Here is a 24,502-nt window from a genome sequence, read left to right as displayed (position 1 = left end):
TTGCTAGACCAGCCTGACTCTATGGCTTGGCGATTGACCCCTCCACGGGGTATATTCCACGTGGAATAGTTTTGTTGGAGGTAATGGTGGCAGAGGTTACACTCAAACCGATTGAGATCGCGGCACTGGGTTTGCTGTTGGAGCGACCGATGCATCCGTATGAGATGTATCAGATCGCCACCCAGCGGCGCGAAGACACCGTGGTGAAGGTCAGCCCGGGCTCGCTGTACCGCGCGGTGTACGCGCTGGAGCAGAAGGAGTACGCGCGGGTTGCCCAGGTGGAGCGCGAGGGTGCCCGCCCCGAACGCACCCTGTTTGAGATCACCGACGCGGGTCGCGAGCGGCTCTATGCCGATGTGGCCGAACTGCTGCGTACCCCGCAGATCGAGCGGCCGAGCGTGCTTCAGGCGCTGTCCGAGGCGCACGTCTTGCCCGTGGAGCAGGTAATTGAACTCCTCTCCGAGCGTCTGGTGGAGATGCGAGCCCGAGTGGTGCGAATCCGTGCCGAGGTGGCCGCCGTGACTGCCCTCAACGTTCCCGAAATGTACTGGATCAACGTTCCCTACATGCTCACCATGGCCGAGGCTGAGATCACGTGGGTGGTAGCCCAGATTGAACGCCTGCGTGCGGGTGAGCTGTCCTGGCAGGACAGCCGAACCCCCGAAGAAAAGGCCCAGACGGCCGAGCGTAAGGCTCGTAAACACGCTCCAAACCCCTAAATTTTTGATCCCCCCTCAGTAGAAAGTGACACTCATGTCAACACCTCCCGCTACCGCCGTGCGGCCCTGGCCGGCGCTGTGGTCGCTGGTCATCGGGTTCTTTATGATCCTGATTGATACCACCATCGTTTCGGTGGCAAACCCCGCGATCATGCGCGGCCTGCACACCGACATCAACACCGTGATCTGGGTGACCAGCGCCTACCTGCTGGCCTATGCCGTTCCGCTGCTGATCACCGGCCGTCTGGGCGACCGGTTCGGTCCGAAAAACCTCTACCTGATCGGTCTGACGATCTTCACCCTGGCCTCACTGTGGTGTGGTCTGTCGGGCAGCGTCGAGGTCCTGATTATCGCCCGCACCGTGCAGGGTCTCGGCGCCGCGCTGATGACGCCGCAGACCATGGCCGTTATCACCCGCATCTTCCCGCCGGATCGTCGCGGCGCGGCCATGGGCCTCTGGGGTGCCACCGCCGGTGTAGCGACCCTGGTGGGTCCGATCCTCGGTGGCGTCCTGGTCGACGGCGTCGGCTGGGAGTGGATCTTCTTCATCAACGTCCCGGTGGGTATCGTCGGCTTCATCATGGTGTGGCGCAACGTGCCGCAGCTGGCTACCAGCCCGCATCGCTTCGACCTGGTGGGTGTGTTCCTGAGCGCCGCGGGTATGTTCCTGCTGGTATTTGGCATCCAGGAGGGTGGCACCTATGACTGGGGCACCATCGTGGGGCCGATCAGCGTATGGGGCCTGATTATCGCCGGTATCGTGGTGCTGGCAGCCTTTGTGGGCTGGCAGGCGATCACCAAGTCCGAGCCGCTGCTCCCGCTGGACCTGTTCAAGGACCGCAACTTCTCGGTGGGTAACCTGGTCATCACGACCGTCGGGTTCACCATCACCTGCATGTCCCTACCGCTGGTGTTCTTCTATCAGACCGTGCGCGGACTGACCCCGACCCAGTCGGCGCTGATGCTGGTGCCGATGGCCGTAATCTCGGCCGGTCTGGCACCGGTGGTGGGCAAGATGATCGACCGAGTCAACCCCAAGTGGTTCGCCCTGTTTGGTCTGACCGTGCTGTCGGTCTCGCTGCTCTGGTACTCGCTGCTGATGACCCCCGATCAGCCGCTGTGGATGATGCTGTTCCCGAGCGCCCTGCTCGGTTTCGCCAACGGTTTCATGTGGGGTCCGGTGTCCAACATGACCACCCGGAACCTGCCCCCGCATAAGGCCGGTGCCGGTTCGGGTGTGTTCAACACCACCCGTCAGATCGGTGCGGTGCTGGGTAGTGCCAGCATTGCCGCGCTGATTCAGGCCCGACTGACCGCCGAGATGCCCGCCGCTCCGGGTGGAGCCCCGGGGATGTCCGAGATCGGTGGGGGAGAGCTGCCGGTGTTCCTGCACGAGCCGTTCACCACCGCGATGTCGCAGACGCTTCTGCTGCCCGCCGCCGTGGCCCTGCTGGGTGCCCTGTTTGTGCTCTTCTTCCAGAAGCCGAAGAAGGCCGCGTGGGCCGCACCGGAGACCCGCGCCGCGGCACCGGTTCCCGCCGAGGGCTAGACTCCGCCTTCTCCCACACCGCGAATCGCGCGATATGCCCCGAACGGCATGTCGCGCGATTTGCGTTTGAGCGGGGTCTCCATCGCGGGAATCTGGCTGGTCCGAATCACCTGCACCCCACCCGGATCCGCGAAACGACGCGCCCGAGCGAGGGTGTCGGCGGTCGCGGCGCGTCGCCCCATTTCTCGGGCAAGCCGGGTGTGTGGGTGCCGATTCCGGGGTGCTCGATTGGGAGATCGGGGTCGCGGTGTTGTAGAGTATAAGAGTTCCAAGCGCGAGAGATCGGGCAAGGAAATCTGGGTCTGTGGCGCAGCTGGTAGCGCACCTGCATGGCATGCAGGGGGTCAGGGGTTCGAGTCCCCTCAGATCCACCCCCCCCCGGTGCAGTAGCACAGTTAAAACCCCGTCTTCGGACGGGGTTTTTGCGTTGCACCGCAAACGGCGTTTGCCACTCCCGGATCGGGGTGGCGTCGACTTGCGGCGGATGCCACTATGGGGTGTGCCTAAATCCTCCCACTCGCGCAAAAAGATCGCGCGTCGCCTGAGCCGCTCGCAGACCGAATGCATCCCGGTTGAAATTGTCGACCGCTTCTCGGATGGGGAAACTCGCACGGGTCTGGTGCTGGCCCTGGGGGAGGACTGGATCTTGCTGCAGAGCATTCGTGATGCGGGATTCTACGATGGCTATGCCATTCTGCGTCGAAAGGACATTCGCCGAGTCCGCCTTCGGGATACCTTTGTCCCCTATCTGCGTGAGCACCGCGAGTGGCCGCCACCGCTTCCCGCCGGGGAGATCAACCTGGCTTCCGCGGCGACCATCCTCGCCGATGTGGCACGGATTGCTTCGGTCTTCATATTTGCCGAGGAGCGACGCCGCCCCGGTGCGGTGTGGTTAGGGACCCCGGTGGAGTGGGATGCTCGGGCAATGTGGATCGTGATGATCAACCCGGACTGCACCTGGGAAGACGGCGCCCGGGAGGCCCTGTTCACAAACCTCACCCAGGTGGAGTTTGGCGATGACTACAGCCGCGCCGTTCACGCGGTCGCCGGGCCCATGCCCGCCTGGGGATCCGAACCCTCGGAGGATCCCGCCTCGGAGTAGCGATCCGTGGGGGAGGTGGCAATTGCCGCCTGCCACGTGCCACTATGGGGTGTGAAAAACACGCAGCAGAAACCATCGAAGATTTCCCGGCGACTCGAGCAAAGTTGGCGCGAGGCTGTGCCCGTGCGAATCCAGCATGAGGGGGCACCCGGAGAACCCCTCGACGGTATCGTGCTGGACGTCTCGGCCGAGTGGACCCTGATCGCCCGGCTGCGTGATGGGGCCTATCTCGACGGTTACTCGGCGATCCGGACCGCGGATATCTCGGCGGTTCGTCCGGACGACCGCTTCCTGCCGTTCCTGAAAGCCCAGCGGAACTGGCCGCCCGCGCGGCCGACCCACCCGATCGATCTGGGGAGCGCGCAGGGCGTGGTTCGGGGTGCGCTCGACAACGCGCCCGTCCTCGGGTTCTATCGGAGCACCGCACCTTCCGGAGGGTTCTGGATTGCGCGCGGGATTGCCGTCGTCGAACCGCACTGGTGGTACCTGACGATCTCGCCGGAGGGAACCTGGGACGAGGGGGATGAGCGGGCGCGAATCGATGAGGTGTCCCGCGTCGACTTCCTCACCGACTACATCTCGGTCCTCCAGGAGAGCGCGGGCTCGCCGCCCGAAGACTCCGTCATGGTGACCCGTCCGGCGGGTGCCGCGCGCTAGCAAATTCGGGAATGGGGCCGGGAGCGAGAAGCCGGGCAGGGGTCACCCTGGGAATTTCTACAGTTATGTTGTACAGTTAACCTGTACGAATGGAGTTCCTCATGATTCTCACGAAGTTTGCCCACGCCTGCGTTGTGCTGGCCACCGATACCGCCTCGCTGGTGATTGATCCGGGGACCTTCACCCCCGAGGCCGCGACCCTCCTGGAGTCGGTGGATGCGGTCCTCATCACCCACGACCACTTTGACCATGTAAACGAGGAGGCGCTGAAAGCGGCGCTCACCGCCCATCCCGAGCTGCGGGTGTTTGCGCCTCAGGCGCTCGCCGAGCGACTCTCCGGCGGTTCCGTCCACGCCGTCTCCGACGGGGAGAGCTTTGCCGTGGGAGACATCGATGTGCGCGTCTTTGCCGGCCAGCATGCGGTGATCCACCCCGATATCCCGCAGATCGACAATGTGGGATACCTCGTGGGTGGCACGGTTTTCCACCCCGGCGATGCCTATCTTGTGCCCGAGGTTCCGGTCGAGGTGCTGCTGCTGCCCACGAGCGGGCCCTGGACCAAGCTCGGAGACGCGGTGGGCTATGTGCGAGCGGTCGCCCCCACTCGGGTCATCCAGATCCACGAGCTGATGTTGAGCGAGCTGGGTCAGCGATCCACCGCCAACTTCATCGGAGCCGAGGGGCTGACCGATGTGCCGTTCCTGATTCTGCCGCCGGGGGAGAGCCTCGACGTGGATCCGGTATCGTCGGCCTTCGCGTAGCGGAGCTGGATGCTATTTGGTGATCGCCGCGGTGAGTCGATCGAGGATGCTCGAGAGGCGCTGCAGGTCGCGCCGTTCCTCGGCCGTTAGTTCTTCGGCGATCGCCGCATCGATCGTGGACGCTCGGCCCGCGCGCGCGTGGCCGAGGGCCGCGCGGCCCGGGTCGGTGATGGTGATGAGCAGGCTGCGTTTGTCGTCGGGGTTCGGGGTTCGGTCCACCAGTTCGGTGCGTTCCAGATCATCGACCGTCACACGCATGCTCTGGTGGCGGACGTTGCGTTTCCGGGCGAGCTCGGCGATCGTGGCGGGACCCTCGCGGTCCAGATATCCGAGCGTCGCGGCCTGGGCATCGGGCAGGCTGTCGGCGGATGCCCGGGTTGCGCGGACAAATTCCCCCACCGATCGACGAAGCTGTTCGGCCCACTCTGAAGATTTGGTCATGGTGAAATAATACAGCAAGGCTGTATTCGGATGGATCTGGGCGATGCCGGTTGCCCGGGTGGGTCGCGGTACCGAAACCGTCACGCTCGAAATCAAGCCCGCGGAGATTGTGCTGCGCCGTCGCGGCTCCCGGCGCGTGTACGCCCTGACGGAGCTGACCCGCGTGTACCTTGTGGCCTGGGGTCGCGGTGCACGCATCGAGGTGCAGACCGCGAACGGGGATCCGATCACCCTGCTCACGGGCCTGGCCCGTTCAGCCCACGATGGCTCCGGCACGCTGACGCAGATCCCCGCCGAGGCTGCCAGGATGCTCGAGGATGCCGGCCTTGCGGCGGACGACACCGAACCAAACCGGCAGTCCTTCACCCGCAACCTGGCGAACACCCCCGTCTCTCCCCACCGGGTCTGAGGTTCGGCCGCTTCGGGTGCGCGTGCGATGGCCCACTATCGCGCTGGTGTCGGTCGCGGCTTCGGCATTTATGCTGGCGATTCTGGATTCGCTTGACGCGTGGGGGCTTGCACTACTGTTTCGGCGTGGGGGTTATCTTGCAGGATTCCTCATCCTTCTCCTCGGACTCTATCGAGCTCATTGGTCCGCGCAACGAGAAGACAATATCTTCGAGAATCGACGCGCGAGCGGCGAGCGAGGCGCCGCATCGCTGGGATTTACCGTTGCACAGATTCTGCGCGCGATTTCCGTCTTAGTGACGGCGTCCAGACGTCGGCGTGCGACTGAACTCGGCGCTGTGGCAGCTCGTTGACTCGGAAATCGACCAGCTCCTGATATCGGATGTGAACGAGCAGCGTCGAAGGGGACGACATGTTCCGCTCGGACTGCTGAGCGGGGCACTTATTGCGCTACCCGTGCGGGTCTCAGGTGTGACCGTCGGTGTGCTCGCCGTCCTGAGTGAAGTCCCTGATTGTTTCGCGGGCGGTGACCTGGTTGTCCTCCAGTGCTTTGGCGAAGCTCTGGGGATAGCGGAAAGCCTCGCGGGTTCACGCGGTTTACCCGTGCACCCCCGGTGAGTGAGGTGGCACAGGTGTGTCTTTTGGGTGTATTCGGATCTAGCCTGATCGAAAGGAGGTGAACGATGCGAGATATGTGGGTTTGGACGATAGAGACCGGCAGATGGGAGCCTGATGATAGGCAGGAACAGATCGAAGCCGAGTGGACGGAATACCTGCGCAAATTCGAGGCCTCTCAGGCGGATATTAACCGGCAGATGGGACTGAGCAGGTCGAGCAGACGCCGACGTTGGTTTCGGTGGAAAGGTTAGCTGCGCGCGAATACATGAACCGCCGCCACCCGAATTGGGTGACGGCGGTTGTATCCGCGGAGAGGCCTCTGCGGGCCTAGTCGCGAGGGCTCACGGATGTGAAGCTTAGTTGACGTCCAGCGGGCCATTTCGGGGTTGCGCCTGCTGTGAGGGCTTCCCCGCCGCGTTCGGTGGCGAAAAGTTCCCGCAATGGATGTTGGTCCGAGGTGCATGAAAAAACTGTGGCGCTGACGCCCGCATTCCGCTAGTGTTTGGCCAGCCGCACGATCGCGAAAATCGCACTACTTTGTTGTGAAATGTATTGTGACGACGAATAGCTGTGGATACCCGCTGCACTAACCGGAATGAGATTCCCCCACATGCCCCCTGCCCTGACACGGCCATACTTCCGTGCAAACTTCCAACTCGCGGCGGTCGCCACCGTGGCGCTCATCATGGTCCCCGTTGCCGGCGCTGTCCTGAGCTCCGACGGGGCGGCGGCGGTACCCACGCCGTCGTCGACCGCATCCACGCTCGCCGAAGTTGCTCGGCCGAGCATCTATACCCAGACGACCGCGGGAACGTGGCTGCAGGGCGGAGCGGTGGATCCCACCCGTGACCGGCTGTACCTAGCCGATGACCAGAAGGATGACACCCCGAGCCTCTCCGTTCTCAATCTGAGGAATGGAACGGCGTCAACCATTCCGCTGGACGGTGAAACCTATGCGCTCGATGCGGCCGTCTCGCCCGTCGGGGGGACCGTGTACGTCGTCCACAACACCACGGATGGGTTTGTCTCAGTGGTCGATCCCGATGCCACGTACACCGCGACGTCGCTGCCTCCCACCGTCGAGGTCGGGGGGAACCCCCAAAAGGTCGAGGTGGGAGCGGATGGACGCGCCTACGTCGTCAACCTGACCGGCGACACGGTCTCGATCCTCGGACGCGCGGACGGCGCCGATAAACTCAGGGTCGCTCAGACGCTGTCGTCTGTTGCCACGGCCGGGGCAACGAGCGCGATCGACAACGACCGCAACCGGCTCTTTATCGCGAGTGAGTATGCGAAGCTCGTCACCGTGATCGATACCGCGACTACCCCCGCGGCCGTCATCGGCACCTTCCCGGTTACCGACACCCCCACGGGAATCGGCGTGGACCCGCGAACCGGAGCGGTCGTTATCGCCAGTTCTGACACCAACGCCGTGTCGTGGTTCTCCTCCAACAACGGATGGGGGACGGCCGAGGTCATTCGCAGCGAAGCCCTCGGAACCGTGAACGCTGACACACTCCTCCCGCTCTCCGTCGACGTGCTCAAGGATGGTACGGCTCTTGTGGTCACACAGGTTTTCCCGTCAGAGACGAAGTCCTTTGTGTCTGTGGTGCCCGCCGATACGGGTGTTGCTCGGACAATCCCCGTGGGAAACCTCGCCTTCTGGGGCGTGCTGGATCCGCAACAGGGCGGTTCGTTCTACGTTCCGAACTCGGGCAATGGAAACGTCTCTGTCCTTGCAAATGTCACCCTGAGCGCCGCCGCTTCACCCGTCTCCTACGGGCAGGAAGCCGAAGCCAAGGCCACGCTCGTGCGGGCCGATGGATACCCGATCGCCGGTTCGATCGCCTTCGCCGACTCCGCGAACGGTCCTCTGGGTACCGCGACCGTTGACGCATCCGGAATAGCGACGTTGAACCTGGGTGTAAAGCCTGCGGGGAGTTTCCCGTTCACCGCGACGGTACAATCCCCGGTGGCCGTCGCGCTGAGCGCCACAGCATCCGCCACCACCAGCAAGGCATCGTCTGTCACGTCGATTGCTGTCACCCCCGCTGCGCTCGTTGAGGGTGACAGCGCCTCGGTGACCGTGTCCGTTGCCGCGGGCCACGGAACGGTACCCGGAGGTACCGTGACGCTCAGGAACGGTACGACGGTTGTCGGCTCGGCACCCCTGGTCGCCGGACGGGCTACGTTGCCGCTGAGTAACCTGACCGCGGGCACCAGCCAGCTCGTCGCTAGCTACTCGGGCGATGAGAATCATGAAGCTTCGGAGTCTGACGGTGCCACTCTGTCGGTGCAGGCGCGAACCGCAGCGGCTGTCGTGAATAAGGCGACCGCAGGGGTCGGCGATAAGCTCACGATCATTCTGACGGGTTTTGTGCCTCACGAGACCATTAACCTCACCCTGCATTCTGATCCGATTGAGCTGGGGAGCGTCGTTGCCGACGAGGCCGGTTCTGCTGTGTTCACGTTCGCGCTTCCGGAGGTCGCGGCGGGAAAGCACACCATTGTTGCTGTGGGTGCTTCCTCGAATCGCACGAGCTCAACTGAGATTCTGGTTCCCGAACCCGGGACCGACCCCGGGACCAAGCCCGGGACCAAGCCCGGAACCAACCCCGGAGCCGAACCGGGCAATGGCCTCCCCGAGACCGGCGCGACCGGTGTGCCTCTCGGAGTGGCATTGGGAGCATTCGCGTTGCTGCTCGGAGTCGGCCTGATGGGAGGGCATCGACGCGCACAGCGCTCACGTAATTCATAGGGCCTCGCGGGGCGAGCGGCGGGGTCGGGTGGCGAGGGTGTCGCCAGTCCCCGCCGCCAGCTCTGGCGGTCCTCCGGTCGCAAACCCGGCCCCGTGACTCTGTGCAGTCTGATGCCTCATGTTCTCGTCCGATGCCGTGCCCGGTACTGGTTAGCTTCGCCCGAGGGATAAACGCAACAAAACCGCCGTCGCCCGAGTTGGGCGGCGGCGGTTTCTTGTGCGGCTGACTAGTTGAATTCGAGCGGGTGGGTGCCCACGCGGCCCGAGCCATCCAGCGGGTCAAGACCGTCGATAGCGGCGATCTCGGCGTCGGTCAGGGTAAAGCCGAACACATCGAAGTTCTCGGCCATGCGCTCCTTGCGGGTCGACTTGGGGAAGACGATGATCCCCTTCTGCAGGTGCCAGCGAATGACCGCCTGTGCGGGAGTGACTCCGTGAGCTTCGGCGGCCGCGGCCACCGCAGGGTTCTCGAACAGCGGGTACTTGCCCTGGCCCAGCGGGCCCCAAGACTCTACCCGGGTTCCATTCGCGGCGGCCCACTCAAGGACGTTGCGCTGCTGGTACGCGGGGTGCAGTTCGATCTGGTTGATCGCGGGCACCTCACCGGTGGCGGCTACGAGCGCGTCGAGGTGCTCGGGCAGGTGGTTGGAGACACCGATCGAACGCGAGAGGCCCGCGTCACGAATCTCGATCAGCTTGGTCCACGCGTTAACAAAGGTCTGGCGCTCGGGGGTGGGCCAGTGGGTCAGGTACAGGTCGACGTACTCGAGGCCGAGCTTGTCCAGGCTGGTACGGATGGCCTCATGCGGCAGCTCCTCGGCCTGGTGGTCGTTCCACAGCTTGGTGGTGATGAAGAGTTCTTCGCGCGGGATGCCGCTCTTGGCGATGGCCGCGCCGACACCCTCCTCGTTCTGGTAGATCGCCGCGGTGTCGATGTGGCGGTAGCCCACCTCGAGCGCCTCGGTGACGGCCTTTTCTGCCTCGTCGGCCGGCACCAGGAAAACGCCAAAGCCGAGCTGAGGGATTGAATGTCCGGAATTCAGTGAAATCTTAGGAATGCTCATGTCCTCAGCCTAGGGAGGGGTAATCTAGAAGTCCAACAGTTGATACTGATGGTTTTGAGAAGTGGAACTAATACATGGATTTGCGCCAGCTGGAACACCTCGTCGCCCTCGCCGACGAACGCCATTTTACGCGGGCTGCCGAGGCGTCCGGCATCTCCCAGTCGGGTCTGTCCTCCTCGATTCGGAACCTCGAACAGGAGCTGGGCACCCCGCTTTTTGATCGCACCTCCCGGCGTGTTGAGCCCACCGAGGCGGGGCTCGCCCTGATTCCACACGCCCGGTTGATGCTCGAGCAGGCGGCTCGCGCCCGTGATGCGGTCATCCAGACCTCGCATCAGGTCTCCGGATCGCTGCGGATCGGGGCCGAGCAGTGCCTGGGGTTTGTGGATATCGCCGCGGTGCTTGACCGCTTCCACCGGCGCTATCCGCTGGTGGAAACCGAGTTTGTCCAGGCGGGGTCTCACGAGCTTGTGGGCAAGGTGCGCTCGGGCGCTGTGGACGTGGCTTTTGTGGCTGCAAATCGACACCTCGGCGCGCTGCCACGCATGGTGATTGGTCAGGAAACCTTCGTGGTGTTGCACGCGGCCTCACATCCACTCGCCGCGATCGCGAGTCCCGACTGGGACGATCTTGCCCGAATGGAGTTCGTAGATTTTGCCCCTACCTGGGGTGTGCGCACCCTCAACGATGAACTCCTGGAGGCTCACGGGGTGAATCGTCGGGTGCGCTGCACGGTGACCGATGTGCATACGCTCCTGGAACTGGTAGGCACGGGGATGGGCATTGCCATCGTGCCCGAGCACGTCATCGGTAAGCCGGAGGCGCGGGAACTGATGGTGCGCTCACTTCCGGGGGAGGCGGTGGCGGACTGGACGGTCTCGGCGATCACTACCACGGCCACCGCCGAACATCGCACGGTTCCCGCCAGGCTTCTGCTGGAGCTGCTGGAATCCGGTCGCTGCCTGCCCGATCACTGCACCCCCGAGCATGCGCATCGGGAGTACGCGGCACGCACTCTGGGCCGGATATCCTCCGCCCGAACCGAGGCACCCGGCTCGAAAAGCTTGGAGCTGCTCACCCCCGAATCGATCTCGGGTTAACGCGAACACGCGGGTTCGCTCACCCGGACCGGATGGTGTGGGGAGCGAACCCGCGTGTGGGTGTGGGGATTAGCCCAGGGTGATGCCGTCCTCGAAGTCGGTGGACAGGCTGACCTCACGCCAGGCCTCCGCCTCACTGTCGAAGGCCGAACGAGCCTCACCCACCAGGCGCAGCGCATCCGAACCCAGCATCAGGTGTGCCGGAGGAGTCTTGGAGTCCAAGACGGTGAGGAGAGCCAGGCCCGCGGCGTCGGGGTTGCCGATCTGGTTGCCGCTCATTTTCAGGCGGCCCTCACGAATCGGATCCATAACCGAGTTGTAGTCCTCAATGCTGCGCGGTGCCCGGGTCATCGAGGACCCCGCCCAGTTGGTACGGAACCCGCCCGGTTCGATGCTGGTGACGTGGATACCAAAACTCGCGATCTCGGGACGGAGGGCATCGGCTAGGCCCTCCACCGCGTACTTGGTGGAGTTATAGGCGGTCAGGCCGGGGAAGGCGCGCAGTCCACCCATCGAGGTGATGAACACCACGTGGCCGGCCCGACGCGAGCGGAGGTAGGGCAGAACCGCCCGGGTGAGCGCAATCACGCCGAAGACGTTGACCTCGAACTGCTCACGCACGGTGTCCAGTGGGGTTTCCTCAAATGCGCCCTCAACCCCGTAGCCGGCATTGTTGACCAACGCGGTAATCGGGCCGATTTCCCGCTCAACCCGCTCAATCGCCGGGGCGATTGCCGGAGTGTCGGTGACATCAAGCAGGATGCCGTGGGCGCGTCCCGGTGCCAGGGCCTCGAACGCGGCGATCTGTTCGGGCCTGCGCAGCGTGCCAATAACCGTGTGTCCGGCTTCGAGTGCGGCCGTGGCGAACGAACGACCGAGGCCGCCGCTCACGCCGCTAATCAGAATGGTGTGTGTCATGGGAATCCTTGGAAAGAGAAGTTTGTCGGGACGCAGCGGGGAGGAGCCCACGGAGCGCGTTCAGCGCCAATGTGGTCGCCGCGTCCTCGGTGAGGGGGTAGTGTCCGGTCAGGCGACGGAAAATCAGCGGTCCGAACAGGATGTCGATCACGTCGTCAATCGGAATGGTGGGGGAGGCATCCCCGCGATCAACCGCACGCTGCCAGAGTGTTGCAATAGCTGTGCGGCGGCCGTCGAGGAAATACTCGCGGAAGTACGCGGCGCCGGTTGGATCGTCCACGCAGGCCGCCAGCAGCTGGGCAAAAACCGCACCCAGATCACTGGCGTAGAACGCGCTGACGCGGCGGACCTGCTCGGTGAGATCGGCAACGCTGTTGCCGGTGTCGGGCAGTGGGAGCGCGCCCGCCATCAGGCGTCCGAACGCCTTGGCAGCCACGGCCGTGCGCGAGGGCCAGTGCTTATAAATGGTGGCCTTGCTCACGCCCGACCGGGCCGCGATGGCGTCCACGGTCGCCGCGGGATAGCCACCCTCGGTCAGCAGCTCCTCGGTCGCGCGCAGAACCGATTCGTGAATGCGGTCGCTGCGGGTCCCGGTGGGGTGACACTGAATGCCGTCGGGTACCTCGGCGGGTGGGGGCGTGGGCATCGGGTCCTCCGGGGTTAGCTCAGCGCGGAAAGCGCTGCCATCTCGTCCGCATCCAGGCTAATGTCCGCCGCGGCGTTGTTCGAATCGAGGTGGGCGAGGGATGAGGTTCCCGGGATGGGCAGCATCGCGGGGGAGCGGTGCAGGAGCCAGGCCAGGGCCAGCTGCGCCGGGGTGGCACCGTGGGTTTCGGCAATCTGGGCGAGTGGGCTGTCGGGGCCGGCGAGCTTCCCGGTGGCGAGGGGGAACCAGGGGATAAAGCCGATGCCGGTGGCCTCGGCGTAGTCCAGCAGGTCTTCGGCGCTGCGGTCGCTCAGGTTATAGAGATTCTGTACTGAGGCGATCCGAGTGATGTCGGATGCCGCCTTCAGCTGGTCCACGCTCACCTCGGACAGGCCGATGTGGCGAATCTTGCCCTCGACGCGCATCTCTTCGAGGACCCCCAGCTGGTCCGCCAGGGGGAAGTTTGGGTCGATTCGGTGAAGCTGGAAGAGATCGATCCGGTCCAGCCCCAGGATGCGCAGGGACATCTCGACCTGCTGACGCAGATAGGCGGGCTGGCCCAGCATCGTCCATTCGCCGGGTCCCTGACGGGTGAAGCCCGCCTTGGTGGCGATCACGATCTCGTCGCGGTAGGGGTGGAGAGCCTCGCGGATCAGACGCTCGGTGACGCTGGGGCCGTAGGAGTCCGCGGTATCAAACAGGGTCACGCCCTGCTCGGCCGCGCGGCGGAGGACCGCGATCGCGGTGTCGGGGTCCGCGGGTTCCCCCCAGACTCCGGGGCCGGTGAGTTGCATGGTGCCGTAGCCCAGTCGGGTGACGGGGAGGTCGCCGCCGAGGAGGAAGGTGCCCGAACCGGCTGCGTGTGGTGTTGACATGATGTCCTTTCAGAACTGAACTGTACGTTTAGTTTAGTTCTGTATGTTCGGTTGTCAAGCCCGCGTGTTCGCGGCGTGCGAACGGCAAAAATCCCTGAGTTTCCGGGGTGAAAGCGGGGAGTCCCGCAAAATGCGACAGCATAACGTGCGAAATCGGCGCCACCCATTGACGGGTAGATACCGAGGCGTATGGTTCCGGATGGGCCAGGCGGGACGTTCGCCGGTCCGGGAAGGAAATCATGGCTACCTATGATGTGGCAAACCGTTCGGCAATCGTGTCCGGAGCGGGTGCGGGAATCGGCCGCGCCGTCGCGGAACTCCTGGCGGCAAACGGAACGGCGGTGCTGCTGGTTGATCGGGACCAGGCCGCCGTCGAGGCCGTTTATCAGGAGATCATTGCGCGCGGAGGCACCGCGGCCACGTTTGTCGCCGATGTGACCAGCCCCGGCTGGGGAACCGAGTCGGTCCGCCTGGCCGAGGCGATGGCACCCCTGGGTATCGCCGTCAATAACGCGGGCATTTCGGGACCGTCGGCCCCGCTGACCGAGTACACCCCCGAGGATTGGCACCGCGTGATCGGCATCAACCTCGACTCGCTCTACACCGGCATGCGCGCCCAGATCCCCGCGATGGCCGCCCACGGCGGTGGCGCCGTGGTGAACCTTGCCTCGATCCTGGGCACCGTGGGTCAGGCTGGTGCCTCGGCCTATGTAACAGCCAAGCACGGCGTGGTGGGGATGACCAAGTCCACCGCGCTGGAGAATGCGCGCACCGGCGTACGGGTTAACGCGGTTGCCCCCGGATACGTCCACACCCCGATGATCCAGAACATCACCACGCCCGAGAGCTATGCGGCTCTGGTCGCGCTGCACCCGATGGGCCGCCTCGCCACCGCCGAGGAGATCGCCCAGATGGTCGCCTTCCTCGCCAGTGATGCCGCCGGATTTGTGACCGGGAGCACCCATCTCGTGGATGGTGGCTACAGCGCCCGATAGGGTGTGCGTTCGCCCCGGGCTGATCCCAAACCCCGGGGCGATCCCGAAACTCCCAGGCTGGCTGTCATAGGGTGGAAGCCTTCCCCGCACGTTCCCGGCCCTCGGGCCACCGAGAAAGCTCCCCCTATGTCGCCCAACCCGTCCCCGTCCCGCGCCCGCCTTGGTGCGCGCGGACGCGCGATCATCGTCTTTGTGATCGCCCTCGCCGTGTTTGTCGCGACCTATCTGCTCGGGGTACAGAACGATGTCGGGCAGCGTGCCGAAAATGCACTCCTGCGTGCCTCGACCCTCTCCAGCAACGTTCCGCCGCCGCTGGACTGGGTCAGCCTGCAGTCCATCGGCATCATCGCGGTGGTGATCGCGCTGATCGCCCTGTTGCGCTCGGGAATCGGTGGTGCGATCCACGCGGTGCTGGCCATCGGGGTGTCCGTGCTCTCGGCCAAGGCGCTGAAGAACGTGTTCCTGGAGCGGCCCGAATTCCACCTGGAAAACCCGGGGAACTCCTTCCCCAGCGGGCATGCGGCGGTGGTGTCGGTCCTGGTGATGGCGCTGATCCTGATGCTGCCCTCCACCGGACGCTGGATCGTGATGCTGCTGAGCGCCCCGCTGCTGATCACCATCAGTGCCCAGCTGCTCATGTTTGGCTGGCACCGCCCCAGCGACGTCTTTGGCGGTTTCGCGCTGTCGCTGGGCACGCTGGCGCTGGGAACCGTCATCCGTCCCGCGCGCGGCCCGGTGGAATCCGGCACCCGCGGGCTGCGCCTGGTGCGCACCCTCTTCATGGTGCTGGGGACGCTGGGATTCGCGGTGGCGTTTGCGGTGGGGGTGGCTGGGCTCGGTGCCGGGCTGAATACCCGCGTGATGCTGGCCGGGGAGATTGCCGGCGGCGGTGCCGCGCTCTGGGTGCTTGCCCTGGTTTCGCTGCTGCGGATCCCGGTGCGCGGCCGGCGCTAGCCGGGTAAGCCCGTGCCGAGCCGCGCGCGGCTCCGGTGTCACGAGCGTGGTGCCTTCGATCGAGGCGCGGATCTGGCCCTAGGCCGGGAGCGCCGTCGAGAGCAGCACCACATTGACCGCGGTGCCCGCGAAGATGCTCAGCAGCGCGTTGTGCTTCCAGAGCTGAAGTGCGATGGTGACGTTGAGTGCGATGAGCGTGGGCAGAGCGGGGGAGAGGGTGGTGACATCCAGATCCCGCAGGCAGTAGAGCACCAGCACGATCATGATGCCCGCGGGCAGCTCCTCGGCGAGATAGCGTACGGCGGCGCTGCGCCGAAGCGGGGCGACCGCGAGCAGGGGAACCGCGCGCAGGGCAAACGTGATGCCGCCGGCCACCAGCACGGTGGCCAGGAGATAGCCGGGATCGATCATCGTTCCTCCTGCAGGTGGTCCGCATGCGGCGTGGGTTGTGCGCGGCGAGTGCGCATCCAGAAGCGGACCAGGAGCCCCGCGGTCAGCAGCGACATCGCGATCGGCAGCATGTGTTCGGGGGATAGCGCGATGCCGATCAGGCCCGCCAGCAGGGCGATGATCGCGGTGGGCATATCGCGGCGGGCGCGGAATGCCTCGATGGCCAGCACCACAAACAGGGCCGTCAGCGTAAATTCCAGTCCGGGGAGGTGGAGATCCAGCCGGTTCCCGGCCAGCGCGCCGACGGTCGCGCCGAGCACCCAGTAGAGCTGGCAGAGCACCTGGACGCCGATGATGCGTGTGCCGGTCCAGTTCTCTCGGGGACGACCGGTGGTGATCGCGTAGGCCTCGTCGGTCATCGCATACGCCGAGTACAGCTTGCCCAGGCCCGGGCGCACCCGCTGGATCGGGAAGGAGAGCGCGTAAAAGACGTGGCGGACGTTGACCACCAGGGAGGTCAGCGCAATCGTGGAGAGCGGTGCGGCGACCAGCACCAGGCCCACCAGGATGAACTCGAGCGATCCCGCATAGACCACGGCGGTGAAGATCGTGGCCCACCACCAGTCCAGCCCCGCCTGGGAAACCAGCAAGCCGAAGGCGAGTCCGAGCGGGAACAGTGCGCCGCCGGCACCCGCGGTATCAAAAAACGCCAGCCTGAGCTGCCCGAGACGCGCCCGACGTCCGTCTGGGCGGGGTCGAGCGCCACGCCGGGGTGTGGGTGCGGGTTCAGTGGTCACAACGCAATTTTAGGAAAAAGCGTGGCTTATTTTGTACCCGATATGAACCTAGAATGGTAATTATGAGCAACAAACCCGCCCTGGACGCCATCGATCAAGAGATATTGTTACTGCTTGCGCGAGACGGACGGATGTCCAACGTGGATTTGGCACGTCGAGTCGGCCTGACCCCGCCTCCGTGCCTGCGACGCGTACGTCGCCTGGAGGAGGCGGGCATCATCGCCGGCTACGGCGCTCAGGTGGACTACACCGCGATGGGGCGCGGTTTTGAGGTGGTTGTGGCGGTGGACATCGGGGTGAATGACCGGGTCACCATGGAGAAGTTCGAGCAGGACGTGATCGCGATGCCCGAGGTGGTGGAGCTGCGCCGGATGTTCGGCCGCCCCGACTACTACATCCGGGTGGCCGTGTCCGATTCGGATGCCTACGAGATGTTCCTCACGTCCAAGCTGTCCACGCTCTCCCCGGTGACCCGGGTCGACTCCCACCTCACCATGAAGCTGTTCACCGACACGCTGCCCGAGGGGGATGCGCGCTCGTTTGAGCCCTAGTCCTCGGGTTGAGTCGGCGAGACAATCGTGATCGTCCCCGTGTGCACGGCGACCTCCTCGGCGGAGATCAGCGTGATCGGGCCGGTGTGCGGATCCGCGGGCACCACGGTGACCGGCATCGTCGGCGTGGGTTCGACGCGTGCCGGGAGTCCGCCGAGCATCCGCGAGGAGATCGCCAGCGCGACCAGCGCCAGTGCCGCGGTGAAGGCGAAGACCAGCAGGAACGGTCCGCTGCCGCCGGTCAGGGCCGAGCTAAACAGCACCCCGGCGATGGCCAGCGAGATGGCGCTTCCGAAGGAGTCGGCGATGGTCAGCGCCGCCGAGTTGAAGCCCTGGTTGGTGGGGGTCGAGTGGGCCAGGGTCAGCACACCCAGGCGCGGGTAGAGCATGCCCACGCCGAGACCGGCGAGGGTCCAGGCGCCCAGGGCGATCCACGGCGAGAGGTGCAGTAGCGCGACCACAAACAGTCCGCCGATCGCCACAAACGCGATGATCGGGGCGCTGCGGGCGATGAAGGCGTTGGGCAGGCGGTCGCCCATCCGTCCCTGCAGCGCCGACCCCACGGCCCAGCTCACGGCACCACCGGTGAGCGCGAAGCCCGCGGCGGTAGGTGAGAAGTCGTAGTGCTCGATCAGCAGGTAGGGCACGTAGATCTCGGCGCCGAAGAAGGTCGCGGCGACCACCGCGCGCATGCGGATGACGCCGGGCAGTCCCCGGCGCAGTCCCAGGACGCCGGCGGGCAGCAGCGGGCGCACGGCGATCAGCCCGATCACCAGGGCAACCACGGCGACCACCAGACCGCCGGGGCCCTGCTCGCCGGCCAGGCTCAGGGTGAGCACGGACACGGCGGCCAGGGTGGCCCAGAGGATGCGCGGGGCGTCCCAGGCGGCGCGCACCGGGGCGGTGCCGTCGGCATCCGCCTCGCGCAGCGTGTGCTCACTCGCCGAGAGACGGCGCAGCGTCGGGGCGACCAGCGCCAGTGCGCACACCACGAGGACCACAACCCCCAGGAAGACCCAGTGCCAGCTCCAGGTGTCGGCCACAAAGCCGGCAATCACCGGTCCGACCAGCGAGGGCAAAACCCAGGCGGCGGAGAAGCAGGCAAACATCGGCGGGTGCAGGCGCGGGGGCAGTGCCCGGGCGACCATCACGTAGAGGGCCACGGTGATCGCGCCGCCACCCATGCCCTGAGCCAGGCGGCCCAGCAGGAATGGGAACATCGCGGTGGCCAGGCCCGAGGCGATCAGCCCGATGGTGAACATCGTGACCGCGCCCAGGAGTGGCCGGGTGGGTCCCGAGCGGTCGGCCCAGTTGCCGGCTACCACCATCCCGATGATGCCGGTGGCCAGGGGGCCAGCGAAGGCCAGGGCATAGAGGGATTGCCCGTTCAGATCGGCGCTGATCACGGGCATGATGGTGGTCACCGCCATCGATTCAAACGCACCCAGAAAGACCAGGGCGCAGGCACCCAGGGTGACACTCAAAAAACGGCGGGAAAACAGGGAATCCTGTGCAGGGGAAGGGGAAACGCTCACACGTTTAACTGTAGTGGTCGAATCGATTTGAAATCGCCGTGAGGAGGGGGTGAAGGCGCCCGTTTATCCAGTGTTCACGGGCGCCCCGACACCCTAGTCCTGCCAGAAGGCGTCTTCGGCTTCCTGGTCGGTGCTGAAGAGCCAGATTTCGGCGATGCGGTCATCGGCGATGCGGAACACATCCACCCCGTTCATGCCCAGGTCGGTGCGGCCCGGACGCTGTGCCGAGAAGGCCACGGTGGTGGCCACGGTGTCACCGTTGACCATGCGGGTCTGGGTCTGCAGGGCGAAGGTGCCCTGGCTGCGCTCCATGAACCCACCCAGCAGGGCGAGAACGGCGTCGGGTCCCACGTGGTCGCCGGAGAGCGGGTTGGCGCCCGGCTGGTGCCACACAACCGCGGGGTGCAGGGCGGCGGCCAGGGCTGCCATGTCTCCGGTGGCGAGGGCGTCTTCGTAGCGCTGGTAGGCGGCGGGAATGCTCATGATTTCTCCTTGGGGTTGTCCTTAGACAGTTATGTCATGATGCATTCGGTTACCTCAACGTAACCAGCATCTGGGCACTAGGCTAGGGGAACCCCGGAGTGAATGGAAGACCTGTGGAGTGGAACATTTTTTCGCGCAGCTGCCCCTCGCGCACCTCGCTTGCGCAGATTGCCAATAAGTGGACGGCGATGATCGTGATCAGCCTGGTCCCCGGGCCCGCCCGTTTTGGCGAGCTGCACACCCGGATCGAGGGCATCAGCAAAAAGGTGCTCACCGATACGCTGCGTTCGCTGGAACGCGACGGCATGCTGATCCGCGACGACGGATGCTATGCCCTCACCGAGCTGGGACGCACGCTCGAGGAACCCCTGAAGGCGCTCCAGGTGTGGGCCGAATCCCATATCGAGGACGTCCTGGACAACCGCGATCGCTATGACAGCGCCGCCGATGAGGCGATCCTGGCGGGGATCCCGCGCGCCTCCTAGTCGGAGGTGTGGCGACCAAACCCCGCAGGGCTCCGCAGCCGACGGTGTTTAGGCTGCCGGTGTTTGGGCCGCCGTGTTTAGGGCTTAGGGGTCTTGGGCGGGGTACCCGGGGAGCCCGCGGGACGGGTGCGCTCGAGGTAGTCGCCCACGTAGGTGACCACCATGCGTGCCGATTCGGTGAGGAAGAACTCGTCGCCCTCGGGGGAGAGCTCAAACGCCCGCGAGACCAGCGAGTCGGTGACCTCCACAACCACCTCGATGTGGCGGCCAAAGTCGGGACGCGGGACCACGTTGAAGTGGTTGGCGAACAGCTCGCCCACGCGGCGGGCGGCGATCATCCGGTTGGTTTCGGTAGCATCGTCCTGGTGCTCATCGATGATGTTGCCCAGTCGCAGCCAGCGGAATCCCGGCTCGGTGCGGAAGAAGTCGGCGTAGCCGGCGATCACATCGGTCACGGCCTCGTCCCAGTCGGCCTCGGGCCGGTGCGAGATGCGGGCCACGATCGCCTCGAACACGCGCTCCTGGTTGCGGGTGGCCAGCGCACGGGCCACGGCGGGCAGGCCGTCGAAGTAGCGGTAGATTCCGGGGCCGGACATGCCCACCCGGCGAGCCAGCAGCGAGAGCGAAATGGCCGAGTAGCCCACCTCGTCGATCAGCTGGGCAAAGGTGTCCAGGATCAGGGTCACCCGCTTTTCGCTGCGCTCCTGGCGCGGTGCGCGGCGCATGCCGGTGATTTCGCCGGCGGGGGTGGTGCTGTCGGACTGGGGGAGTCGATCGCTCGTCATGGACGGCTCCTTTCGAAGGGCTGTCCCAGTTTAGGGGATTGTGCTTGGGTGTTTCGTGAGTGTATACGGCGTGGGGGAACCTAGCCGCCCGAGGGGGTAAACCGGTACCCCATGCCCAGCTCGGTCACGAAGTAGCGGGGGCGCGAACCATCGGCTTCCAGCTTCTGCCGGATCTGGGAGAGGTACACCCGAAGATAGTTTGTTTCCCGGCCATACTCGGGACCCCACACCGCGTGCAGCAGTTCGGTCTGGCTGAGCAGTCGCTCGGGATTGCGCGCAAACTGCTCGACCAGCAGCCACTCGGTGGGGGTCAGGCTGATCGGGGTGCCCTCGACCCGGACCCGCTTGGTTGCCAGGTCGATTTCGAGTCGCCCGTCGGCGGTGGTCACGATCGCCTCGGCCTGTTCGGGCGTGCCACGACGCAGGGCCGCCCGCAGCCGGGCGAGCAGCTCGTCCATCGCAAACGGCTTGGTCACGTAGTCATCGGCCCCGGCGTCCAGCGCCTCGATCTTACTCGCGGACTCCTGTCGCGCGGACACGATCAGGATCGGCACCCGCGACCAGCCACGGATCCCGCGAATCACCGTGAGCCCGCTCACATCCGGCAGGCCGAGATCCAGCAGGATCACGTCGGGGTGTTCGTGGGCGGCGAGGTCCAGGGCGCGGGTGCCGTCGGGGGCGTGTAGCGCCCGGTAGCCTCGCGCCCGCAGGTTCACCAGCAGGGCGCGGGCGATGTTGGCATCGTCTTCAACCACAAGAACCGTACTCACGGTGTGCTCCTTTCGGGCGGGGTTAGGGGGCGGAGGGCAGGCTCAAAACCATGGTGGCGCCGCCGCCGGGGGTTTCCTCCACGTCCAGCGTGCCACCGATTCCCTCGGTCAGGCCCCGCGCCACGGCGAGTCCCAGGCCGATTCCGGTTCCGGCGGGGGCATCACCCAGGCGTTGGAACGGGCGGAAGACCGTGTCCTGTTCGGTGCGGGGGATGCCCGGTCCGTGATCGATCACGCGCAACTCCACCCGATCCTCGACCCGGCCGCCGGACACCCCGACCTGGGCACCGGCACCGTGATTGAGGGCGTTATCCAGCAGGTTGGCGAGGATGCGCACCAGCAGCCCGTAGTCGCCGAGCAGGCGCAGGTCCTCGGGAATCGACAGCGAGATGTCGGGATCCCCGGGCAGCGCGGCCAGGGCACCGGCCACCACGTCGGTGGCCTCCAGCGGCGCCTGTTCGAGCCGGATCTCCCCGGCCTGAATCCGGCTCATGTCCAGCAGGTTGGTGACCAGGGTGTTGAGTCGGTCGGTGGAATCCTCGATGGTGAGCAGCAGGGCGGCCTCATCCTCGGCGCTGAACTCCACATCCGGCAACCGGAGGCTCGACACCGCTGCCTTAATTCCGGCCAGCGGGGTGCGTAGGTCATGGGAGACCGCGGCCAGGAGCGCGGTGCGGATCGAGTTGCCGGCGGCGAGCTCCTGGGCCTGCACGCGGGCGCGGTCCAGCTCATCCTGGGCGAGGACGCCGAGCAGGCGGCCCGCATAGGCCTCGAGCACGCGCTGATCGGAGGCCGAAACCGGCGTCCCCACCAGCAGCAGCGCGTGGGTCTTGTCGATCCGGATCGTGCTGGTTGCCGAGCCCGGACCCTGACACGCGGGTCCCGAGGTCGCCACGGCCTGCCACACATCGGCGCCGGTGGGTTCGGGATTATGCGAGGCCAGGGTGACCGCGTCCTGACTGAAGGTTTCGCGCAGGCTGTCGAGCAGCGACTGGACCGACGCCCCCTCGCGCAGCACGCCACCGGCCAGCTCGGAGAGCAGGGCCGCCTGGGCCTGGGCCGCGGCGGCCTCGGTGGTGCGCCGGGCGGCGAGGTCCACCACGCGCGCCACCCCGGCGGCCACCAGCAGGAACAGCACCAGCGCGACCACGTTCTCGCTCTGGTAGATGGTCAGGGTGTGCACGGGCGGGGTGAAGAACCAGTTGACCAGCGCGGTGCCCACCAGCGCGGCGATGATCGCCGGCCAGAACCCCCCGAGCAGCGCCACAAACACGACCAGGGTGATGTAGCCGAGCAGGGTCAGGCTGAGCGAGGTCGCCCCGGGACCGAAGCTGAGGAAGAGCGCGGTCACCACAACCGGACCGGCCAGGGCGGCGATCCAGCCGGCGATCCGGCGCGAGCGGGTCAGCGCGGCCCCGCGGCGGGCGCGCGGTTCGCGCTTGCCGTGCGCGGCCTGATGGGTGACCATGTGCACGTCGATATTGCCGGCCGCGGCGATCACGCGCGAACCGATGCCCGGTCCGCGCAGGCGGCGCAGCCAGCCCGAGCGGCTCACCCCGAGCACCAGCTGGGAAGCGTTGACCGAGCGGGCAAAGTCGAGCAGGGCCTTCGCCGGGTCCTCACCCACCACGGTGTGCCAGGTGCCGCCGAGCTCCTCCACCAGCGTGCGGGCGCGGGCCAGCGCGGTGGCGTCGGAGGCGCGCAGACCGTCGTCCTGGATCACATGCACGGCCAGCAGCTCGCGTCCGGCGATCCGACCCACGATGCGGACGCCGCGGCGCAGCAGCGTCTCGGTTTCCGGGCCGCCGGTCACCGCGACCACGATGCGCTCGCGGGCGGGCCAGGTGGTGTTGATGCTCTTCTGGGTGCGGTACTTCTCCAGCAGCTCGTCGACCTGATCGGCGAGCCACAGCAGCGCGAGTTCGCGCAGGGCGGTGAGGTTGCCGATCCGGAAGTAGTTGGCGAGGGCGGCGTCCACCCGGTTGGCCGGATACACGTGTCCGGCACCGAGCCGGGCGCGCAGCTCATCCGGGGTGAGGTCCACCAGCTCGATCTCGTCGGCGGCACGCAGCACCCGGTCGGGGATGGTTTCGCGCTGGGTGATCCCGGTGATCGCGGTGACCACATCGTTGAGGGATTCCAGGTGCTGAATGTTCAGGGTCGTGTAGACGCTGATCCCCGCATCCAGCAGGGTCTGTACCTCCTCCCAGCGCTTCTCGGGGCCGCCGGTGGTGCCCTCGGTGTGCACCACGCTGTGGGCCAGCTCGTCCACGATGGCCAGCGTGGGTTTGCGCGCCAGGATCGCCTCCACGTCGAGCTCGCGGAAGCTGCCGCCGCGGTAGGACACCTCGCGCAGCGGAATCGCCGGGATGCCCGCCCGCAGCTCGCGGGTGCGCTCCCGACCGTGGTCCTCGATCAGCCCCACCACCACGTCGACCCCGGCCGCGTGCCGGTCGTGGGCATCCTTCAACATGGTGAAGGTTTTTCCCACGCCCGGCGCGAAACCGAGGTAGACCTTGAGGGTGCCACGGGCTACCCGTTCGCTCACTGAGCCTCGCTTCCTGCGGCGTGCTCAAGAGCCAGGTTCAGCTCCAGCACGTTGACGGTTGGGACGCCGATGAACCCCAGCAGCGGTTCCTCGGTGTGCTCGCGCACGAGTCTGGCCACGGTCTCCTCGGAGAGGTGACGGGCGGCGGCCACGCGTGCGCTCTGTAGCCGAGCGTACTCCGGGGAGATGTCCGGGTCGAGGCCCGACGCGCTGGCGGTCAGCGCATCGGCGGGAACCTTGTCCGGGGACACGTTCTCGGTTTTGGCCACCTGGGCGCGCAGATCTTCGATCTGCTTGGCCAGGTCCTTCGAGGTGGGGGCGAGGTTGGAGGCACCGGAGTCCAGGGCGTCGTACTTGCCCGCCGAGGGGCGCGGGTGGAACCAGGTGTCGCCGGTGAAGTCCTGGCCGATCAGCGAGGATCCCACGACCTTGCCGTGGTCTAAGACCAGCGAGCCGTCGGCGGCCGCGGGCATGGCCCGGCCCACCAGGAGGATGGCCGCCGGGTAGAGGATACCCAGCAGGACCGTGAGCACCAGGAGGGTGCGCAGCGCGGTCCCGAAGGAGCGCAGTGAGGAGGATGCAGACATGTTCTT

The 24,502-nt window shown here is 66.0% G+C and carries 25 protein-coding genes and 1 tRNA gene; 13 read left to right on the top strand and 13 right to left on the bottom strand.

Annotation, left to right across the window (positions count from 1 at the left end):
• Positions 1-83: 83 nt before the first annotated feature.
• From IE92_RS0104860 to IE92_RS0104830, 6 genes are all read left to right on the top strand, one after another.
• Positions 84-719 (top strand): PadR family transcriptional regulator, encoded by a 636-nt coding sequence (locus tag IE92_RS0104860; protein WP_051701827.1) that lies wholly within the window; start codon positions 84-86, stop codon positions 717-719.
• Positions 720-753: 34 nt separating this feature from the next.
• Entirely contained in the window at positions 754-2,268 is a 1,515-nt protein-coding gene (locus tag IE92_RS0104855) for a DHA2 family efflux MFS transporter permease subunit (RefSeq protein WP_030143746.1), read from the top strand.
• A gap of 298 nt (positions 2,269-2,566) precedes the next feature.
• Positions 2,567-2,639: transfer RNA gene (locus IE92_RS0104845), tRNA-Ala, on the top strand.
• Positions 2,640-2,767: 128 nt separating this feature from the next.
• Positions 2,768-3,370 (top strand): hypothetical protein, encoded by a 603-nt coding sequence (locus IE92_RS0104840; protein WP_030143744.1) that lies wholly within the window; start codon positions 2,768-2,770, stop codon positions 3,368-3,370.
• A 123-nt stretch (positions 3,371-3,493) separates the two neighbouring features.
• Positions 3,494-4,027 carry a hypothetical protein gene (locus tag IE92_RS0104835; protein ID WP_156027392.1) on the top strand — a complete coding sequence of 178 codons (534 nt, stop codon included), beginning with the start codon at positions 3,494-3,496 and terminating at the stop codon, positions 4,025-4,027.
• A gap of 101 nt (positions 4,028-4,128) precedes the next feature.
• Positions 4,129-4,788, top strand: coding sequence for an MBL fold metallo-hydrolase (locus IE92_RS0104830; protein WP_030143742.1), 660 nt, complete (start codon positions 4,129-4,131; stop codon positions 4,786-4,788).
• Positions 4,789-4,800: 12 nt separating this feature from the next.
• Here the strand turns inward: IE92_RS0104830 and IE92_RS0104825 are convergent, their stop codons facing one another.
• Positions 4,801-5,229, bottom strand: coding sequence for a MarR family transcriptional regulator (locus IE92_RS0104825; RefSeq protein WP_030143741.1), 429 nt, complete (start codon positions 5,227-5,229; stop codon positions 4,801-4,803).
• Between the two features lie 43 nt (positions 5,230-5,272).
• Here IE92_RS0104825 and IE92_RS0104820 point away from each other — a divergent pair, with 43 nt between their 5' ends.
• The gene (locus tag IE92_RS0104820) at positions 5,273-5,638 is read left to right on the top strand and encodes a hypothetical protein (RefSeq protein ID WP_030143740.1); all 366 of its coding nucleotides are present in this window, start codon (positions 5,273-5,275) and stop codon (positions 5,636-5,638) included.
• A gap of 1,227 nt (positions 5,639-6,865) precedes the next feature.
• Positions 6,866-9,013: an Ig-like domain repeat protein gene (locus tag IE92_RS0104810; RefSeq protein ID WP_030143738.1), complete on the top strand. Its 2,148-nt coding sequence runs from the start codon at positions 6,866-6,868 to the stop codon at positions 9,011-9,013.
• A 227-nt stretch (positions 9,014-9,240) separates the two neighbouring features.
• Here IE92_RS0104810 and IE92_RS0104805 read toward each other — a convergent pair whose 3' ends face one another.
• Positions 9,241-10,077: an aldo/keto reductase gene (locus IE92_RS0104805; protein WP_030143737.1), complete on the bottom strand. Its 837-nt coding sequence runs from the start codon at positions 10,075-10,077 to the stop codon at positions 9,241-9,243.
• Between the two features lie 74 nt (positions 10,078-10,151).
• Here IE92_RS0104805 and IE92_RS0104800 point away from each other — a divergent pair, with 74 nt between their 5' ends.
• A complete protein-coding gene (locus IE92_RS0104800) occupies positions 10,152-11,177 on the top strand; it encodes a LysR family transcriptional regulator (RefSeq protein WP_245601216.1) in 1,026 nt (341 codons plus the stop codon).
• 69 nt (positions 11,178-11,246) lie between these two features.
• On the opposite strand, the gene IE92_RS0104795 is transcribed toward IE92_RS0104800, so the two are convergent.
• Genes IE92_RS0104795 through IE92_RS0104785 form a run of 3 tightly spaced genes read right to left on the bottom strand, consistent with a single transcriptional unit; the run spans position 11,247 to position 13,616 of the window.
• Positions 11,247-12,095, bottom strand: a complete 849-nt coding sequence (locus IE92_RS0104795) for an oxidoreductase (RefSeq protein ID WP_030143735.1) — start codon at positions 12,093-12,095, stop codon at positions 11,247-11,249.
• Positions 12,073-12,741 carry a TetR/AcrR family transcriptional regulator gene (locus IE92_RS0104790; protein WP_051701828.1) on the bottom strand — a complete coding sequence of 223 codons (669 nt, stop codon included), beginning with the start codon at positions 12,739-12,741 and terminating at the stop codon, positions 12,073-12,075. Before IE92_RS0104790 ends, IE92_RS0104795 begins: the two co-directional genes overlap by 23 nt.
• A 14-nt stretch (positions 12,742-12,755) precedes the next feature.
• Entirely contained in the window at positions 12,756-13,616 is an 861-nt protein-coding gene (locus tag IE92_RS0104785) for an aldo/keto reductase (RefSeq protein WP_030143733.1), read from the bottom strand.
• A 239-nt stretch (positions 13,617-13,855) separates the two neighbouring features.
• Between IE92_RS0104785 and IE92_RS0104780 the strand changes: the two genes are divergently transcribed.
• Positions 13,856-14,611 carry an SDR family NAD(P)-dependent oxidoreductase gene (locus IE92_RS0104780; RefSeq protein WP_030143732.1) on the top strand — a complete coding sequence of 252 codons (756 nt, stop codon included), beginning with the start codon at positions 13,856-13,858 and terminating at the stop codon, positions 14,609-14,611.
• 126 nt (positions 14,612-14,737) lie between these two features.
• The gene (locus tag IE92_RS0104775) at positions 14,738-15,565 is read left to right on the top strand and encodes a phosphatase PAP2 family protein (RefSeq protein ID WP_051701829.1); all 828 of its coding nucleotides are present in this window, start codon (positions 14,738-14,740) and stop codon (positions 15,563-15,565) included.
• 78 nt (positions 15,566-15,643) lie between these two features.
• Here IE92_RS0104775 and IE92_RS0104770 read toward each other — a convergent pair whose 3' ends face one another.
• The gene (locus IE92_RS0104770; protein ID WP_030143730.1) at positions 15,644-15,976 is read right to left on the bottom strand and encodes a branched-chain amino acid transporter permease; all 333 of its coding nucleotides are present in this window, start codon (positions 15,974-15,976) and stop codon (positions 15,644-15,646) included.
• The gene (locus IE92_RS0104765; protein WP_081864053.1) at positions 15,973-16,752 is read right to left on the bottom strand and encodes an AzlC family ABC transporter permease; all 780 of its coding nucleotides are present in this window, start codon (positions 16,750-16,752) and stop codon (positions 15,973-15,975) included. Before IE92_RS0104765 ends, IE92_RS0104770 begins: the two co-directional genes overlap by 4 nt.
• A gap of 62 nt (positions 16,753-16,814) precedes the next feature.
• Here IE92_RS0104765 and IE92_RS0104760 point away from each other — a divergent pair, with 62 nt between their 5' ends.
• Complete coding sequence (locus IE92_RS0104760) at positions 16,815-17,303, top strand: Lrp/AsnC family transcriptional regulator (protein ID WP_081864054.1); 489 nt, start codon at positions 16,815-16,817, stop codon at positions 17,301-17,303.
• On the opposite strand, the gene IE92_RS0104755 is transcribed toward IE92_RS0104760, so the two are convergent.
• A complete protein-coding gene (locus IE92_RS0104755; RefSeq protein WP_245601215.1) occupies positions 17,300-18,838 on the bottom strand; it encodes an MFS transporter in 1,539 nt (512 codons plus the stop codon). The genes IE92_RS0104760 and IE92_RS0104755 overlap by 4 nt on opposite strands.
• A gap of 93 nt (positions 18,839-18,931) precedes the next feature.
• Positions 18,932-19,321, bottom strand: coding sequence for a nuclear transport factor 2 family protein (locus IE92_RS0104750; RefSeq protein WP_030143726.1), 390 nt, complete (start codon positions 19,319-19,321; stop codon positions 18,932-18,934).
• A gap of 113 nt (positions 19,322-19,434) precedes the next feature.
• Between IE92_RS0104750 and IE92_RS0104745 the strand changes: the two genes are divergently transcribed.
• Entirely contained in the window at positions 19,435-19,806 is a 372-nt protein-coding gene (locus IE92_RS0104745) for a winged helix-turn-helix transcriptional regulator (RefSeq protein WP_030143725.1), read from the top strand.
• A 77-nt stretch (positions 19,807-19,883) separates the two neighbouring features.
• Here the strand turns inward: IE92_RS0104745 and IE92_RS0104740 are convergent, their stop codons facing one another.
• The 4 genes from IE92_RS0104740 to kdpC form a co-directional block, all read right to left on the bottom strand.
• A complete protein-coding gene (locus IE92_RS0104740; protein ID WP_030143724.1) occupies positions 19,884-20,591 on the bottom strand; it encodes a TetR/AcrR family transcriptional regulator in 708 nt (235 codons plus the stop codon).
• Between the two features lie 80 nt (positions 20,592-20,671).
• Positions 20,672-21,361, bottom strand: a complete 690-nt coding sequence (locus IE92_RS0104735) for a response regulator (RefSeq protein WP_030143723.1) — start codon at positions 21,359-21,361, stop codon at positions 20,672-20,674.
• A 22-nt stretch (positions 21,362-21,383) separates the two neighbouring features.
• Positions 21,384-23,909, bottom strand: a complete 2,526-nt coding sequence (locus IE92_RS0104730) for an ATP-binding protein (RefSeq protein WP_030143722.1) — start codon at positions 23,907-23,909, stop codon at positions 21,384-21,386.
• Positions 23,906-24,496: a potassium-transporting ATPase subunit KdpC gene (gene kdpC / locus IE92_RS0104725; protein WP_030143721.1), complete on the bottom strand. Its 591-nt coding sequence runs from the start codon at positions 24,494-24,496 to the stop codon at positions 23,906-23,908. Before kdpC ends, IE92_RS0104730 begins: the two co-directional genes overlap by 4 nt.
• Positions 24,497-24,502 lie beyond the last annotated feature (6 nt).

It is taken from the genome of Mycetocola saprophilus, from assembly GCF_000718085.1.
Lineage (GTDB): Bacteria > Actinomycetota > Actinomycetes > Actinomycetales > Microbacteriaceae > Mycetocola > Mycetocola saprophilus.
This window is presented reverse-complemented; position numbering and strand designations above follow the sequence as displayed.